General features: G+C 63.8%; 17 protein-coding genes and 1 pseudogene. 9 read left to right on the top strand and 9 right to left on the bottom strand.

Translation table 11 applies throughout. The annotated features are described in order from the left end of the window. Positions 1 to 119 precede the first annotated feature (119 nt). The gene (locus HB778_RS06025) at positions 120 to 914 is read left to right on the top strand and encodes a glycosyltransferase family 2 protein (RefSeq protein WP_183462301.1); all 795 of its coding nucleotides are present in this window, start codon (positions 120 to 122) and stop codon (positions 912 to 914) included. A gap of 15 nt (positions 915 to 929) precedes the next feature. Here the strand turns inward: HB778_RS06025 and gmhB are convergent, their stop codons facing one another. The 6 genes from gmhB to HB778_RS06055 form a co-directional block, all read right to left on the bottom strand. Further along, positions 930 to 1583 carry a D-glycero-beta-D-manno-heptose 1,7-bisphosphate 7-phosphatase gene (gmhB, locus tag HB778_RS06030; RefSeq protein WP_183462303.1) on the bottom strand — a complete coding sequence of 218 codons (654 nt, stop codon included), beginning with the start codon at positions 1581 to 1583 and terminating at the stop codon, positions 930 to 932. Then, the gene (locus tag HB778_RS06035) at positions 1576 to 2148 is read right to left on the bottom strand and encodes a D-sedoheptulose-7-phosphate isomerase (RefSeq protein WP_183462305.1); all 573 of its coding nucleotides are present in this window, start codon (positions 2146 to 2148) and stop codon (positions 1576 to 1578) included. Before HB778_RS06035 ends, gmhB begins: the two co-directional genes overlap by 8 nt. 7 nt (positions 2149 to 2155) lie before the next feature. Further along, the gene (gene rfaE1, locus HB778_RS06040) at positions 2156 to 3646 is read right to left on the bottom strand and encodes a D-glycero-beta-D-manno-heptose-7-phosphate kinase (RefSeq protein WP_183462307.1); all 1491 of its coding nucleotides are present in this window, start codon (positions 3644 to 3646) and stop codon (positions 2156 to 2158) included. A 138-nt stretch (positions 3647 to 3784) separates the two neighbouring features. Then, positions 3785 to 4417, bottom strand: coding sequence for a LysE family translocator (locus HB778_RS06045; RefSeq protein ID WP_183462310.1), 633 nt, complete (start codon positions 4415 to 4417; stop codon positions 3785 to 3787). 42 nt (positions 4418 to 4459) lie between these two features. Beyond that, complete coding sequence (locus HB778_RS41320; protein WP_244661826.1) at positions 4460 to 4666, bottom strand: hypothetical protein; 207 nt, start codon at positions 4664 to 4666, stop codon at positions 4460 to 4462. Between the two features lie 198 nt (positions 4667 to 4864). Then, complete coding sequence (locus tag HB778_RS06055; RefSeq protein WP_183462312.1) at positions 4865 to 5101, bottom strand: type II toxin-antitoxin system Phd/YefM family antitoxin; 237 nt, start codon at positions 5099 to 5101, stop codon at positions 4865 to 4867. Between the two features lie 170 nt (positions 5102 to 5271). Here HB778_RS06055 and HB778_RS42755 point away from each other — a divergent pair. The 4 genes and pseudogenes from HB778_RS42755 to waaC all read left to right on the top strand — a co-directional run. Then, positions 5272 to 5556: pseudogene (locus tag HB778_RS42755) on the top strand (NAD-dependent epimerase/dehydratase family protein); the annotation flags it as partial. Then, the gene (locus HB778_RS06060) at positions 5490 to 6194 is read left to right on the top strand and encodes an NAD-dependent epimerase/dehydratase family protein (protein WP_280515954.1); all 705 of its coding nucleotides are present in this window, start codon (positions 5490 to 5492) and stop codon (positions 6192 to 6194) included. The pseudogene HB778_RS42755 and the gene HB778_RS06060, both read left to right, overlap by 67 nt. Further along, the gene (gene waaF / locus HB778_RS06065) at positions 6167 to 7174 is read left to right on the top strand and encodes a lipopolysaccharide heptosyltransferase II (RefSeq protein ID WP_183462314.1); all 1008 of its coding nucleotides are present in this window, start codon (positions 6167 to 6169) and stop codon (positions 7172 to 7174) included. The genes HB778_RS06060 and waaF overlap by 28 nt, the downstream gene beginning before the upstream one ends. Next, positions 7171 to 8145, top strand: a complete 975-nt coding sequence (gene waaC, locus HB778_RS06070; protein WP_183462316.1) for a lipopolysaccharide heptosyltransferase I — start codon at positions 7171 to 7173, stop codon at positions 8143 to 8145. The genes waaF and waaC overlap by 4 nt, the downstream gene beginning before the upstream one ends. Positions 8146 to 8390: 245 nt before the next feature. On the opposite strand, the gene greA is transcribed toward waaC, so the two are convergent. Together greA and HB778_RS06080 are read right to left on the bottom strand one after the other, a co-directional pair. Beyond that, on the bottom strand, positions 8391 to 8864 hold the full coding sequence (greA, locus tag HB778_RS06075) for a transcription elongation factor GreA (protein WP_008877613.1): 474 nt from the start codon (positions 8862 to 8864) through the stop codon (positions 8391 to 8393). Positions 8865 to 9136: 272 nt separating this feature from the next. Further along, positions 9137 to 9676 carry a tetratricopeptide repeat protein gene (locus tag HB778_RS06080; protein WP_027055114.1) on the bottom strand — a complete coding sequence of 180 codons (540 nt, stop codon included), beginning with the start codon at positions 9674 to 9676 and terminating at the stop codon, positions 9137 to 9139. Between the two features lie 157 nt (positions 9677 to 9833). Between HB778_RS06080 and HB778_RS06085 the strand changes: the two genes are divergently transcribed. The 4 genes from HB778_RS06085 to HB778_RS06100 all read left to right on the top strand — a co-directional run bounded on the left by HB778_RS06085 (position 9834) and on the right by HB778_RS06100 (position 13290). Next, complete coding sequence (locus HB778_RS06085) at positions 9834 to 10259, top strand: DUF3775 domain-containing protein (RefSeq protein WP_095201799.1); 426 nt, start codon at positions 9834 to 9836, stop codon at positions 10257 to 10259. Between the two features lie 550 nt (positions 10260 to 10809). Then, positions 10810 to 11502 (top strand): extensin family protein, encoded by a 693-nt coding sequence (locus tag HB778_RS06090; RefSeq protein WP_432421238.1) that lies wholly within the window; start codon positions 10810 to 10812, stop codon positions 11500 to 11502. Between the two features lie 192 nt (positions 11503 to 11694). Further along, complete coding sequence (locus HB778_RS06095) at positions 11695 to 12501, top strand: extensin-like domain-containing protein (RefSeq protein ID WP_183462318.1); 807 nt, start codon at positions 11695 to 11697, stop codon at positions 12499 to 12501. Positions 12502 to 12582: 81 nt separating this feature from the next. Beyond that, on the top strand, positions 12583 to 13290 hold the full coding sequence (locus tag HB778_RS06100; RefSeq protein WP_183462320.1) for an LssY C-terminal domain-containing protein: 708 nt from the start codon (positions 12583 to 12585) through the stop codon (positions 13288 to 13290). A 13-nt stretch (positions 13291 to 13303) separates the two neighbouring features. Here the strand turns inward: HB778_RS06100 and HB778_RS06105 are convergent, their stop codons facing one another. Beyond that, the gene (locus HB778_RS06105) at positions 13304 to 14326 is read right to left on the bottom strand and encodes a zinc-dependent alcohol dehydrogenase family protein (protein WP_183462322.1); all 1023 of its coding nucleotides are present in this window, start codon (positions 14324 to 14326) and stop codon (positions 13304 to 13306) included. Between the last annotated feature and the right edge of the window lie 26 nt (positions 14327 to 14352).

Raw genomic sequence — 14352 nt, forward strand, 5'->3', positions numbered from 1 at the left:
CGCTTGGTTTCTTAAGCAATTCCTGAAAAAGTGTGTAACGGTTTTGCACCCGGGATTGCGCAGAAATGGATAGCGAAAGCAGCGTCGTTGAGGGGGCGGCCCGCCATGGGAAGGGGACCATGACTCGATTTGCAAGCCCGGTCTCGGCGCTTATCATCTGCGTGAACGAGGTCGATATGATCGGCCCGTGCCTGGAAAGCATCGACTTCTGCGCCGAGATCATCATCGTCGATTCCGGCTCGACGGACGGCACCGTCGAATGCGTGCAAAGCTATATCGCCAAGGGCTACCCGATAAGGCTGCTGCACAATGACTGGCCGGGTTTTCCGCGTCAGCGGCAGTTCTCGCTCGACCATGCAACCCAGCCCTGGTGTCTTTCGATCGACCCGGACGAGCGCGTCGACGACCAGTTGCGGCAGTCGATCGTGGCGATCACACAGGCGGCCGACGACAAGATCAGCGGCTGGTACATCCGCCGCCGCGATTGGCTGAAGGGCTATGGCTACGCGCACCGTTGGGTGCTGCACAACAGGCTGATGCGGCTTTTCCGCCGGGAAGGCGCCACCATGGATCTCACCGCGCGGGTGCACGAAGCCTTCCACGTGCCGGGCGAGACCGGCACGATCGAAGAGGGCGTCCTGCTGCATCGCCGCGAAATATCGGTCGAGGAGGATCTTGCCCGGGCCAACGCCTATTCCGGCCTCAAGGCCGTCACGCTGGTCGAGAAGGGCAAGAAGCCGGGCCTGGTGCGGCTGGTGCTGTCGCCCTTCGGCAACTTCCTGAAATTCTACCTGGCAAAGCGCTACTTCCTGTGCGGCCGGCACGGCTTCGTCTACTCGATGTCGGTGATGATCTATTCCTTCGCCACCGAGGCCAAACTCTACGAGGCCTCGGAACGCAAGGACCCTACGTGAGCCGTCAAGCCTGGATCAGGACCTGACGTCTCGGCCGAGCATTTCAATGGCGGTGAGCAGATCGCTGAGGTCGCTGCCGTCCCGCAGCGGCCTGATGGCGAAGCCGGGCTGAGCCGTCGCCTCGCCGTCTACCAGCCAGCCCTGTGCCAGGCCGGCGCGCTGTCCCGCTTGCATGTCGCCCAGTCTGTCGCCGACGATCAGGGAGCGCTGTAGGTCAAGGTCAAGGCGTTTGCCCGCCTCGGTCAGCATGCCCGGATTGGGCTTTCGCATCGGGTGATCGGCAACGGCGAGTGGCCCGACACCCGCCTCGTGGTAGGCACAGGCAAGCACCATGTCGACGAACACGCCCTGCTCGCCCAGCAGCTCGAGCACGCGGCCGTTCACCGCCGCAAAGGCGCTCCAGCCGAAATAGCCGCGCGCGATGCCGGACTGGTTGGTGACCACGACAACCGGGATTCCAGTCCGGTTGGCGGCCGCGATCGCCGGCAGCATCTGCGGCCTGAGTTCAATCTCGGCCGGGTCGCTGGGATAGTCGGTATCGACGTTGATGGTGCCGTCGCGGTCGAGGAACAGCGCCGGCACGTGCGGCGGGAAAACCCGGTCGCCGATCCGCTCGATCCACACGCCCGGCTCGGTCAGCTTGTGCGACGTTCCCGTCCCGTCAGCCATTCGACAGGCGCGCTTCGACCACCTCACAGAGATGATGGTAGAGGCAAAGATGCCCCTGCTGGATGATCGGCGTCGAGGTCGAGGGCACGTTGAGCAGGATGTCGCACAACGGCTTGAGCTTGCCGCCGGTGTCGCCGGTCAGGCCGATCACCGTCATGTCCATCATCCGCGCCTGTTCGGCGGCGGCGAGAATGCTCGGCGAATTGCCGCTGGTCGAAATCGCCAGCAGCACGCCGCCGGCCGAGCCGTGCGCCTCGACCTGGCGCGAGAACACCGTGTCGAAGCCGTAATCATTGCCCCAGGCGGTCAGCACCGCGGCATTGGCCGGCAGCGCGATGACATTGTAGGCCTTGCGCTCCTTGAGGAAGCGGCCGACCAGTTCGCCGGCTATGTGGATGGCGTCGCTGGCCGAACCGCCATTACCGGCGATCAGCAAGGCCTTGCCTGACGAAAGCGCGGTCACCACGGCACTCACCGCACGCTCCATCTCTCCGGTCAGGTCGCGCTCGACCATGGCTGTGATCGCTGCCGCCGAGCGGACCAGATAGTCGTTCAGTTCAGACATCAAAACCTCAGCTTGTAGAGCCGGCGCGCAATTTGCCGATGGTGCCGGTGGTGCTCTTACCGGCGACGAGATCGACCAGCACGACGCGTCCGCCGGCCTTCTGCACCACATCGGCGCCGACCACGGTGTCGATCGTATAGTCCGCGCCCTTGACCAATATGTCGGGCAGCAGCGCCTCGATCAGCGCCAGCGGCGTATCCTCCTCGAACACCACGACGGCATCTACCGAGGCCAGGGCCGCGAGCACACAGGCGCGGTCATGCTGGTCGTTGACCGGGCGGCCCGGCCCTTTCAGCCGCCGCACCGAGGCATCGCTGTTCAAGCCGAGCACCAGCCGGTCGCACTGGCTGCGCGCCGCGTGCAGCAGGCTGACATGGCCGGCATGCAAAATATCGAAACAGCCATTGGTGAAGCCGACGCTCAGGCCCTCTTCCTTCCAGGCCGCCACCATGCGCGCGGCCGATGCGGCATCGAGGATGGCGTCCTTGTGGGCGGTCGGTCCGTGCGAGCGGAACAGCGCGCCGGTGAGTTCCTCGACCGTCAGCCGCGCGGTGCCGCGTTTTCCGACCACGACGCCGCCGGCGGCATTGGCGATCGAGGCCGCCGCGACCGGATCGGCGCCCGATGCGAGCGCCAGCGCGAACGTCGCTATCACCGTGTCGCCGGCGCCCGAGACGTCGAACACTTCGCGCGCCTGGGTGGCGATGTGGCGCGCCTCGTCCGGGCCGACGACGCTCATGCCCTTTTCGCTGCGGGTGGCGACGACGAAGTCGAGGCCGTGCGCCGAAATCAGTTCGCGGGCTGCAGCGACAATCTCGTCATCGGCGAACACGGCATGGCCGACGGCCTCGCCAAGCTCCTTGCGGTTGGGCGTGACGGCGGTCGCGCCGGCATAGCGGGCATAATCGCGGCCCTTCGGATCGACCAACACCGGCTTGCCGGCCTCGCGGCAGATGGCGATCAGTTCGGCGGCTACGCCGTCGAGCAGGATGCCCTTGCCGTAATCGGAGAGGATGACGATGTCGGCTTCCGCGAGTGCGGCACGGAAATGCCGGATCAGCCCTGCCCGTTCCGCCCCGTCCAGCGGCTTGATCTCTTCCTCGTCGAAGCGCAGCACCTGCTGGTTGAGCGCGCTGAACCGGCTTTTCGACGAGGTCATGCGGCCGCGCTGCTGCGAAAGCCCCGCTGTCTCGGCGCCAAGCTCGCCAAGCATCCGCACCAGGCTGTCGCCGGCCGTGTCGGTGCCGATCACCGAGACCGGAATGGCACGCGCGCCGAGCGAGACGATGTTGGCCACGACATTGCCGGCGCCGCCCATGGCCGAGCTTTCGCCGCGGCCATGCAGCACCGGGATCGGCGCCTCAGGCGAAATCCGCTCGATGACGCCGTTGACGAAGCGGTCGAGGATGAGGTCGCCGACCACCAACACGGTGACGCCGCCAAAGCGCGCAATGGCGCGGTGCAAGGGTTCGGGCGAAGGCGGATTGTGCTTGATCATGTCACTGGCAATGTGTGGAAAGGCTGATCTGTGTCGTGCTGAAAATTGTCAATTTACGGGCCGGATCGTCATGCCTGCCGATATACCGCAAATCCACGCAGCGCAACGGCAAGCACGGGACCGGCACACTCCAAGCGGTCAGCTTTTCTGCAGGGCAACGTGAACGCCGAGCCCGACCAGCACGGCCCCGCCGGCCCGCTGCATCAGCCGCTGCACCCGGCTCGAACGCCGCAGCCGGCCGATCACCAGGCCGGCAAGGAACACGCAGACAATGTCGGCCGAGGAGAACATCAAATTGACGATGGTGCCGAGCACGACGAATTGCAGCCAGACTGGAAACGCCGCCGAGGCGTCGATGAACTGCGGCAGGAACGCCATGAAGAAGATCGCCGTCTTGGGATTGAGCACCTCGACGGTGATGCTCTCGAAAAGCGCGCGGCGTGCCGATTTCCGCTCGATGGCGGGCAGTGCCACGTCGCCCTCGACACGCTTGCGGAACAGCGAGACGCCGAGCCAGATCAAATACAGCGCGCCCACAAGCTTGACCGCCATGTAAAGCGGCGGCACGGCATGAAACAGCACCGACAGGCCGGCCGCGGCGGCAAAGACATGCACATAGCCACCGAGATGGATGCCAAGTGCCGCCGTCAGGCCAGACCAGCGCCCGCGCGCCATCGTCTGCGCCGCGGCATAAAGCATAGCCGGACCGGGGATATAGGCAAAGATCGCCGTGGTGGCGAAAAACGCAATGAGCAATTCGGTCGACGGCATTTTTTGCTCCTTATGATCCACCCCTGCCCGATTGCAGGCCGTTCAGTCAGCCCGTGGGATGGCTTTGGATTGGCCTGCGCGAACAGCCGCAATGAAAGCCGACATGACTTTTTTGTGGAATGACGGACTGAAGGCGCCGATGCGCGCACCCGGTTCGAAATAGGCCGACGATTCCAGAATATCGTGGTTGTACTCGTCGACTATGACCCAAAGGGGGGATAGGGTCAAGGCCGGCGCGGTGACGTTCAATTTCCGGAATGCCAACGGCTACGCGATCGCGGCCCGGCTGCGTAGAGGTGATTGCAAGGATGAAAAGGCGTGCCTCCGGCTTTCCCAGGAAGAACGGCGACGAAGGCGACAGGCCTCGTCTTGCGGCCTTCGGTCTCGCCGTCTCCACGTTGGCGATGCCACAGATATGGATATCGCCAGACGTCCGCGGCGACGGGTTTAATCACGGTCCAATTCCGCAGCGTACTCCTCAAGCATCTCCACATGGTCCAGCGGTGCATCCCCCGCAGCGTAGACTGTCCGGCTGTCGCTGCCGAAGCGAGCCTCGTAAGCCTCGATGCTCATCAGGACATATCTCGGCTTGTTGTGACGAGTGATGGAGACGGGCTGCTGGCTGGCAGCCGCAAGCACATCGCCGAGATTCTGTTTCAGATCGGTGGATGGATAGTGTTTCATCAGACACTCCGTTTTGCCCATAATAGACAAAATAGACAAAACAGACAAGTTTGAAAGAGTGAGACGGAGCGACTACCTGCTTTGTCGACAGCCCGGCTGGCCTCCCTTATAAGGACCGGAATCGCAAGCAACCAGAGGCCTTCATGATCATCGTCACGGGCGGCGCCGGCATGATCGGTTCCAACATTGTCGCCGCGCTCAATGCCGAAGGCCATGACGACATCCTGGTCGTCGACGATCTCACCGACGGCCACAAGATCGCCAATCTCGCCGATCTCAGCATTGCCGACTATCTCGACAAGGACGATTTTCTGGCCCGCATCGAGGCCGGTTCGCTCGGCCGTGTCGAGGCGGTGTTCCACCAGGGCGCCTGCTCGACCACCACGGAGTGGAACGGCAAGTTCATGATGGAGGTGAATTTTGCTTATTCGAAGCGGCTGTTGCATGCCTGCCAGGCGCTGCGTGTGCCCTTCCTCTACGCCTCCTCGGCCTCGGTCTATGGTGGCGGTTCGAGTTTCGCGAAGAACCGGCGCTCGAGCGGCCGCTCAACGTCTATGCCTATTCGAAGAAACTGTTCGACGACTATGTCAGGCGCACCGTCTTCGACACCGACCATTCGCAGGTCGCCGGCCTGCGCTATTTCAACGTCTATGGGCCGCGCGAGACGCATAAGGGCGCCATGGCCTCCGTCGCCTTCCATCTGTTCAACCAGGTCGAGCGCGGCGAAAATCCGAAACTATTCGGCGCTTATGACGGTTTCGGCCCCGGCGAACAGAGCCGCGACTTCATCCATGTCGGCGATGTCGCCGACGTCAATCTATGGCTGTGGAAGCGGGGCTCGAGCGGCATCTTCAACTGCGGCACCGGCCGCGCCCAACCCTTCCGCGCCATCGCCGAAACGGTGATCGACACGCTGGGCAAGGGCGAGATCGAATTCATCCCCTTCCCCGATCACCTCAAGGGCAGCTACCAGAGCTTCACGCAAGCTGATATGTCCCGTTTGCGCGCGGCCGGTTATAATGGCCAATTCCGGACAGTCGAAACCGGTGTCAGAGACTATGTCGAATGGCTGAAAGCCCAACGATCCTCGTGATCGGCCCACGCTGGGTGGGCGACATGGTGATGGCGCAGTGCCTGTTCTCGGCGCTGAAAGAACTCCATCCCAACGCCGCGATCGACGTGCTGGCGCCCGCCTGGGCCGCACCGCTGGTCAAGCGCATGCCCGAAATCCGCCAGCAGATCGACTTGCCGCTGAAGCCCGGCGCGCTCGAATTCACCATTCGCCGCCGCTTCGGCCGCCTGCTGCGCGGCCGCTACGACATAGCTTACATTCTGCCCGGCAGCTGGAAATCGGCGCTGATCCCGTTCTTTGCCCGCATCCCGCGCCGCTTCGGCCATCTGCGCGAAATGCGCTATGGCCTGCTGACCGACATCGTGCCGCTGCCGGACGCCGTGAAACGGCGCACCGCGCAGGCCTATTTCAGCCTCGCCAAGGGCGGCGGTTTCCGCGCTCCCCACCTGACCGTGGATGCCGGCAACCAGGCCAGCCTGCTCGACCGTTTCGGGCTGGCGCCGCAGAAATTCGTGGCCCTTATGCCTGGCGCCGAGTTCGGCCCGGCCAAGCGCTGGCCGAGCGAAAGCTATGCCGGCCTTGCCCGCGAATTCATGGGTAAGGGATTGAAGGTCGCCCTGTTCGGTTCGAAGAACGACCGCGACGTCACCGCAGAGATCGCCGCTCTTGCCCCCGGCGTCGTCGATCTCGCCGGCCAGACGCGGCTGGAGGACGCCATCGACCTGATCGCGGCGGCAAGGCTGGCGGTCTCCAACGACAGCGGGCTGATGCATGTCGCGGCGGGCGTCGGCACGCCGATCGTCGCCGTCTACGGCTCGACCTCGCCCGAAAACACGCCACCGCTGGCGGAGCGGCGCGAACTGGTGTGGCTGCATCTCTCCTGCTCGCCGTGTCACCAGAAGGTCTGCCCGCTCGGCCATCTCAACTGCCTGAAGACATTGCAAGTCGGGCAGGTCGCGGCGGCGGCGGAGCGGCTGCTGGAACTTCCGGCCGAGGCATGAAGGTCCTGATCGTCAAGACATCGTCGATGGGCGATGTCATCCACACCTTTCCGGCCGTCGAGGATGCCAGCCTCCACCGGCCGGATGTATCCTTCGACTGGTGCGTCGAGGAGGCGTTCGCCGGCATCGTCGCGCTGCACCCGGCGATCGGCAGGATTCACACGGTCGCCATCCGGCGCTGGCGCAAGGCGCTGTTCAAGGGGGGCACCTGGCGCGAAGCGGCCGCGCTGCGCCGCACCTTGCGCGCATGCCGCTACGACCTGGTCATCGATGCGCAGGGCTTGCTGAAATCGGCCCTGGTGGCAAGGCAGGCCGGCGCGCCGATCGCCGGCTTCGACCGCTCGAGCGCGCGCGAACCCTCGGCGACGCTGTTTTATGACGTCACCTACGGCGTGCCACGCGACCTGCACGCCATCGAACGGACACGGCGGCTGTTCGGGCTGGCGCTGGGCTATCAGCCCGATCTGTCGACGCTCAACTCCGGCATCGTGCCACCACCCGGTGGCCTGGCCGCCATCACCGGAAAAACCGCCTTCCTGCTGCACGGCACCAGCCGCGAAGACAAGAAATGGCCTGTCGAAAACTGGATCGGAACCGCCCGCCTGCTGGTCGAGCGCGGCATGACGCCGGTCACCACCTGGTCGAACGAGCGTGAGAAAGCCGTGGCTCAAGCCATAGCCAAGGCCGTGCCGTCCACGGTCGTGGTGCCAAAGTCCCCACTGGCCGACATCGCCGCCATCCTCGGCCGCTCAACGCTGGTGATCGGCGCCGATACGGGATTGACCCATCTCGCCAGCGCCTTCGGCCTGCCGACGGTCGCGGTGTTTTTGGCGACCGAGCCGGGTTTGACCGGCCCGCGCGGGCCTTATGCGTCGACGCTGCTAGCTGCAGCAGAGGGGCGTGTGACGCCGGCTGAGGTGATGGCGGAAGTGGAGAGGCTGCTGATTCTTAGATTACAAGCGCCGGCCTAGGACCTTTCAGAATTCGCTCTGGCGAGTCGAATAGCGTGGTTCTTCGGGGTCGCCCCGCGACGAGCGGAGCGTACTTAAAGTACGTGAGCACCGGAAGCGCAGAAAACCGCTCGCGCATGACCCCGAAAATCGTATCGATTTTCGGAAAGGATCATGCGCCAACTGAAAAACCTACAGCGTCCTTTGCGCGTCCGAGAGGACGCGCGGCGCTGCAGTCGGCCGCCAGAGTAGAATCATCAAAGGTCCTAGATAAACTGCACCTGGACGATCTCATACCCCCTGGCACCACCGGGCGCATTGACCTCGATGGCGTCGCCGACTTCCTTGCCGATGAGCGCGCGTGCGATCGGTGAGGAGATCGAAATGCGGCCGGACTTCACGTCGGCTTCCTGGTCGCCGACGATCTGGTAGGTCTTCTTTTCCTCGGTGTCCTCGTCGACCAGCACGACGGTGGCGCCGAACTTGACCTTGTCACCGCTGAGCTTGGTGACGTCGATCACCTCGGCGCGCGCGATCAGATCCTCGAGCTCGTTGACACGGCCCTCATTGAGGCTCTGCGCCTCCTTGGCGGCATGATACTCAGCATTTTCGGACAGGTCGCCATGCGAGCGCGCTTCGGAGATCGCCTCGATGATGCGCGGGCGCTCTTCCTGCTGGCGCCAACGCAGTTCTTCCTTCAATGACGCGAACCCCTCGCCTGTCATCGGGACCTTGTTCATGATGCCTGACCTTTCCTGCCGCCACCCCCGCGTTTCGGGGAAAGCCTTGTCGATGGGTACAAAAAGAAAACGGTCCGGCAGCCTCGGGCTAACGGAACCGTTTCACCGCAATTTGCTAAGATATAGCAATCTTCTCGGGTTTTTCACGTCCAAAAAATCGGTTTTGCAAAAATCATCCCCGATTCATCAACCGAGGCGGCTAATGAGACAGAGGCAACAATAAAAACGGCCGCGATTGCTCGCGGCCGCTTCGGGAAGCCTTGGGAGCCTGATCAGCTCCGCATGAAATGGTCGATCTGCTCGGACAGCATGCCGTATTCGCGCGATCCCTTGCCGGTGCGCTTCTCGATTTCCATCAGCTGCTGCTGGGCGCCGGCCAAATCGCCGATCTGCAGATGCGCTTCGCCGAGATATTCGCGCACCAGCGTGTAGTTCGGGTCGATGCGCAGCGCTTCCTCGTAATAACCGAGGCCGACGGTGACACGGCCGGAATGGCGGTGCGAATAGCCGAGATAGTTGAGAATGCGGGGATCCTGCTTGTTGGCGGCAAGGGTCAGCACCGAAATCGCCTCATCATAACGCCCGGCCATCGCCAGCGCGTGGCCTGCATCATAGATGCTGTCGTCGTCCAGCATGCCTTCCTGAGGGGCGACACACTTTTTCTTCTTCTTGTCCCAGACCTCTCCCTTCTTGCACTGGGTGACAGTCTGGTCGCTGCCGCCACTGCTACTGCCCGCCGCGAACACCGGGACAGCGAAGAACTGCAGCGCGACAAGAGCAGTCGCCGCCTGGATCAGCATTCTTTTATGCATCGAAGCCTCCTTGAGGGGTGAGAATAGAACACTAACGCCAAGTGCCTCGCGTTTCATCCCGGAAAAAGCAGGGCCGGAAAAAGCCGGGGTGGAGAACATCAGGTGACGGATGCCGCAAATCCGCTATCATCCGGCAAACGACTGACGGAGACGGCCCGTGCAGCGGCGGCTTGAAAAGGACTGGGACCTTACGATCGGCCCCGACACCGTGCGCCTGTTCATCCTCAAGGCCAAGGCCCTGAGTGCCGCCGTCAACGAGGATTACGCCGACGGCGCCGAACACGAGATCGAATTCGACGGCGACACGCACGACAATCATCATCATGACGGCCTTGCCGAGGAAAGCTCGGAAAACCTGACCGAGGAGGAGCTGCGCGAGCTGATCAACGACCTCAATGTCGATGAAGCCGCCGAACTGATCGCGCTCGCCTGGGTCGGCCGTGGCGACTATGACGCCTCGGAATGGGTGGATGCCGTGACGGCGGCACGTGAACGCGCCAACAAGCGCACGGCGAAATACCTGCTTGGCATGCCGCTGCTTGCCGATTGGCTGGAAGAAGGCCTCGAAGCGATCGGCGCGTAACGCTGAAGTAACCGATTGTGATCGCCCCGAAGCATCTGTTCAGGCAACTTCGGCATGCCAGCGCCGTTTCGGATCGATGGCAACGCTGAGCTTCTCCCGATTTTGCACCTTGGCGCTGCCTCTGGCGGCTGCGGTCCTGCTGGTGGCGCCGGCCGACGCCAGACATCGTCACAGGCATTACCAGCCGCTATCCCCTCGGATGGATCAGTCGTCGACACAGCGTCTGGACCAGCAGCCGAGGGTCAAACGGCGCGTGAGAGCGCAGGGTAAGCAGCCGCCAAAGCAGGCGCCACAGGAAACGCAGGAGCAGCAAACCTCGCCCGCCGATGTTCCAGTACCCGAGCCGCGTCCCACGGACGCGCCAAAGGCCGACGCCGCACCGGCGGAAGAGCAAAAGACGGAAGGTCCAAAGGTCCCGGACGCATCCAACCAGCTCAATCAAGAAAAGTCTCGTCAGGGAAAGCAGGCACGTCCCGAGCCATCAGCCCCCGAACCTTCGGCCCGAGCGCCGTCAACCGAAACGGAAAGCGAGCCGGAGCCGCCGGCCGAGGTGCCGATCCCGACACAAAGGCCCGACACCGCTGACCCTGAGGCTCAGCCGCCGGCTGTTGCGCCGCAGCCGCCTGAAAAACCGGCGGATGCCGGCGACGAGAAGATGCTTCCCGACCCGCGCTCGGCCGACCGGCCGGGCGAAAAGATGCCCGCCGAGGAAGTCGCCTGCCGCGCGCGGCTGAAGGCGCTCGGCGTCGAATTCGAGGAGCACAAGGCGGAAAGCAGTCCCGAAATCGGCTGCGCGATCCCCTACCCCCTTGTGCTGAAGAGCCTTGGCAAATCGATCGCCATCGCCCCCGGCACCGAGCTCAACTGCCCGATGGCCGAGGCAGCGGCGCGGTTTGCCGCCGACGTCGTCCAGCCGGCGGCGAAAGCCGAATTCGGTGCCGACCTCAAATCGATCAACCAGGCTTCGGCCTTTGTCTGCCGGCCGCGCCACGGCACCAGGAAACTGTCGGAGCACGCCTTCGGCAACGCGCTCGACATCGCCAGCTTCACCTTGTCGGACGGCAGCAAGGTTGAGGTCGGTCCAACGCCGCCCGAGAAGGACGGCAAATTCCTCAACGCCGTCCGCAAGGCCGCCTGCGGGCCCTTCAAGACCGTGCTCGGACCCGGCGCCGACGCGGACCACGCCTTGCATTTCCACCTCGATCTCGAGCCACGCCGGCACGGCGGCACGTACTGCCAATAGGCTCACAGGCAGCGTGCCGCATTTCCGCCGCAGGCGTGAACGCGGGCGCAGAGTTTTCCTTTACCCTTGATCGTTAAAATGCCGGATATCCGAACCATGATCCCGAAAAGTGGGAACCGGTTTTCGGAAAAGATCATGGTCAGGCAAAAGTTCGAACCTGATCACGGATCAGGTTCGAACTAGATTCCGCCAATGGCCGGCAAATTTCGCGCCGTGTTTTACGCCACCGCGCGCCGATCGAAACCCGTGATGCTGCTGGCCGCCGGCCTCACCCTCGCGGCGGTCTCGGCTTGCAACACCGGCAGCGTGCTTTCGCTGCAGCCGGCGGTCGATGTCGGCGCACAAACGTCAGCCGTGCCGCAATATACGGGCATGCAGAGGCTTGTCCCCTCCAACCCCTACATGACGCAGGCTGCCTATCCGCGCATGGATGAGCCGATGTCGCCGGTCGAGCAGATACCGGCCAGCGAAATCGATTGCCGCCAGCAGTTGAAGCGCCTCGATGTCGCCTACACCGACCTGGCGCCGATCCATGAAGGCCAGTGCGGCATCGACTATCCGGTCAAGGTCACGGCCATCGGCAGTGTCGAGATGAAGCCCGCCGCGACGCTGACCTGCGACATGGCCGCCACCTTCGCCGCCTGGACGAAGAATGAACTCGTTCCCTCCGCCCGCTGGCGCTACTTCTCCGGCGTCAGGACCATCCACCAGGGCTCCAGCTATTCCTGCCGCAACATCGCCGGCGAAGGTGTTTTGTCCGAGCACGGCAAGGGCAACGCGCTCGACGTCATGAGCATCGAACTCAACAATGGCGACGACATCGACGTGCGCAAGCCCGGCCTGTTTGCCTTCCGCACGCGCGGCTTCCTCAACAATGTGCGCGCCGATGGCTGCCAGTATTTCACCACCGTGCTCGGCCCCGGCTACAATTACGACCACCGCAACCATTTCCACTTCGACATCAAGAACCGCAAGAACGGCTATCGCGCCTGCCGCTAGTGCATGTCGCCGGCCCGTACCCTCTGCCAGCGGCACGCGACTCCGCATAGAGTGACGCCGGAAGGGTCGGGGCGACGGCACGTGAGCCAGCGAAGTATTCAGCGACGCATTGCGATCTGGGTGATGGCCCTGCTGGGCGCCTGGCTGGCGCTTGCCTATCTTGCCGCGCCGGAATTCTGGACGTTCCGGGAGCGCGGCTTTCGCGACCAACGCTTCGAAATGGTGACGCACACGCCGCAAGGCATTCCCGGCGACCCGATCAATATCGGCCTTGTCGGTACCGAGAAGGAGGTGGTCCATGCATTCGCCGTCGCCGGCTGGGACACAGCCGATGCCGTCACCTTGAGAACCGCCATCGATATCGGCGAAAGTGTCCTGTTTTCCCGCCCCTATCCCGATGCGCCGATGAGCCGCCTGCTGTTCGAAGGCCGCGCCCAGGACCTCGCTTTCGAAAAGCCGGTCGGCGACAGTGCCGACCGGCGCCACCACGTCCGTTTCTGGAAGACCGATACGGTCGGCGACGACGGCCGCCCGCTCTGGCTGGGCGCCGCCAGCTTCGATCGCGGCGTTGGGTTGAGCCACGACACCGGCGCGATCACCCATCACATCGGTCCCGACATCGATGCTGAACGCGACTTCCTGATCGGCGACCTCAACGCAGCCGGTTTGCTGGCATCGACCAGCGAAATGGCGGGCATCGGCGCCACCAAAACCGGCCGCAATGGCGGCGGCGACCCCTATTTCACCGACGGCAAGGCAATCATCGGCGTGCTGAAGCAGCCGCAGTGACCGGACACCAAGGTCAGGTCGTGGTGATCACGATCTTGCCGAATGCTCCCTGCTCCAGACGCTGCAAGGCCCGCGGCACCTCGTCGAAGCCAAAGACCGTATCGATGACCGGCTTGATGCCGAGCGCCTCGATCGCCTGGTTCATCCGCTCGAAGGACCGGCGATGGCCGATCGACAGGCCCTGCACGACAATGCGGTTGCGCATGAAGGGCAGGATCGGGAAACTGAGCTCCATCGAGCCCAAAAGACCAATGATCGACAGGCGGCCGTCAGCGGCCAGCGCGTTCAGCGATCGTCGCGCATTGTCGCCGCCGACCATTTCCAGCACGTGGTTCACGCCCAGCCCGTCGGTCAGCTTACGCGCGGCTTCGTCCCATGCCGGCCGCGAGCGGTAGTTGATCACCTGCCAGGCGCCGAGCTTTCTTGCCCGCTCGAGTTTCTCGTCGCTGCTCGAGGTGACGATGGCGCGCAGGCCGAACGCCTTGGCGAACTGCAGCGCAAACAGCGACACGCCGCCTGTGCCCTGGATGAGAATGGTCTGGCCCGGCACCGGCCTTGTCGCCTCGGCCATCGCAAACCAGGCGGTCAGCGCCGCGATCGGCAGCGTCGCCGCCTCGCTATCGCTGAGCGACGGCGGCGCCAGCACCGTGGCATCCTCGCCAAGGACAACATGGTCTGAAAGCATCCCCGGCAGCGAGGACCCCAACGTATGCTTGTGCAGCACCGGCGGCGCGTCGCCATCCGGCCAGTCGGCGATGACCTGGCCAAGCACACGCTGCCCGACCTTGAAGCGGCTGACCGCGCTGCCGACGGCGACGATCTCGCCCACCGCATCCGATGTCGGCACAAAGGGAAAGGTGAGATCGGGGATCAGCGTGCCGTCGACGATCAGCCTGTCCTTGTAGTTCAGCGACACGGCTTTCGTGCGCACCAGAAGCTCGTGCGGCCCGGGTTCAGGGATCTTGCCCGTTACCTGGCTCAGCCTGGACAGCCCGAAACCGCTCATCTGCCAGGATCGGTTGATTTGGGTGCTCATGACGCTCAGCGCTCCGTGATCGATGG

Origin of the sequence: Mesorhizobium huakuii, assembly GCF_014189455.1 — a bacterium.
GTDB classification, from domain to species: Bacteria; Pseudomonadota; Alphaproteobacteria; order Rhizobiales; family Rhizobiaceae; genus Mesorhizobium; species Mesorhizobium huakuii_A.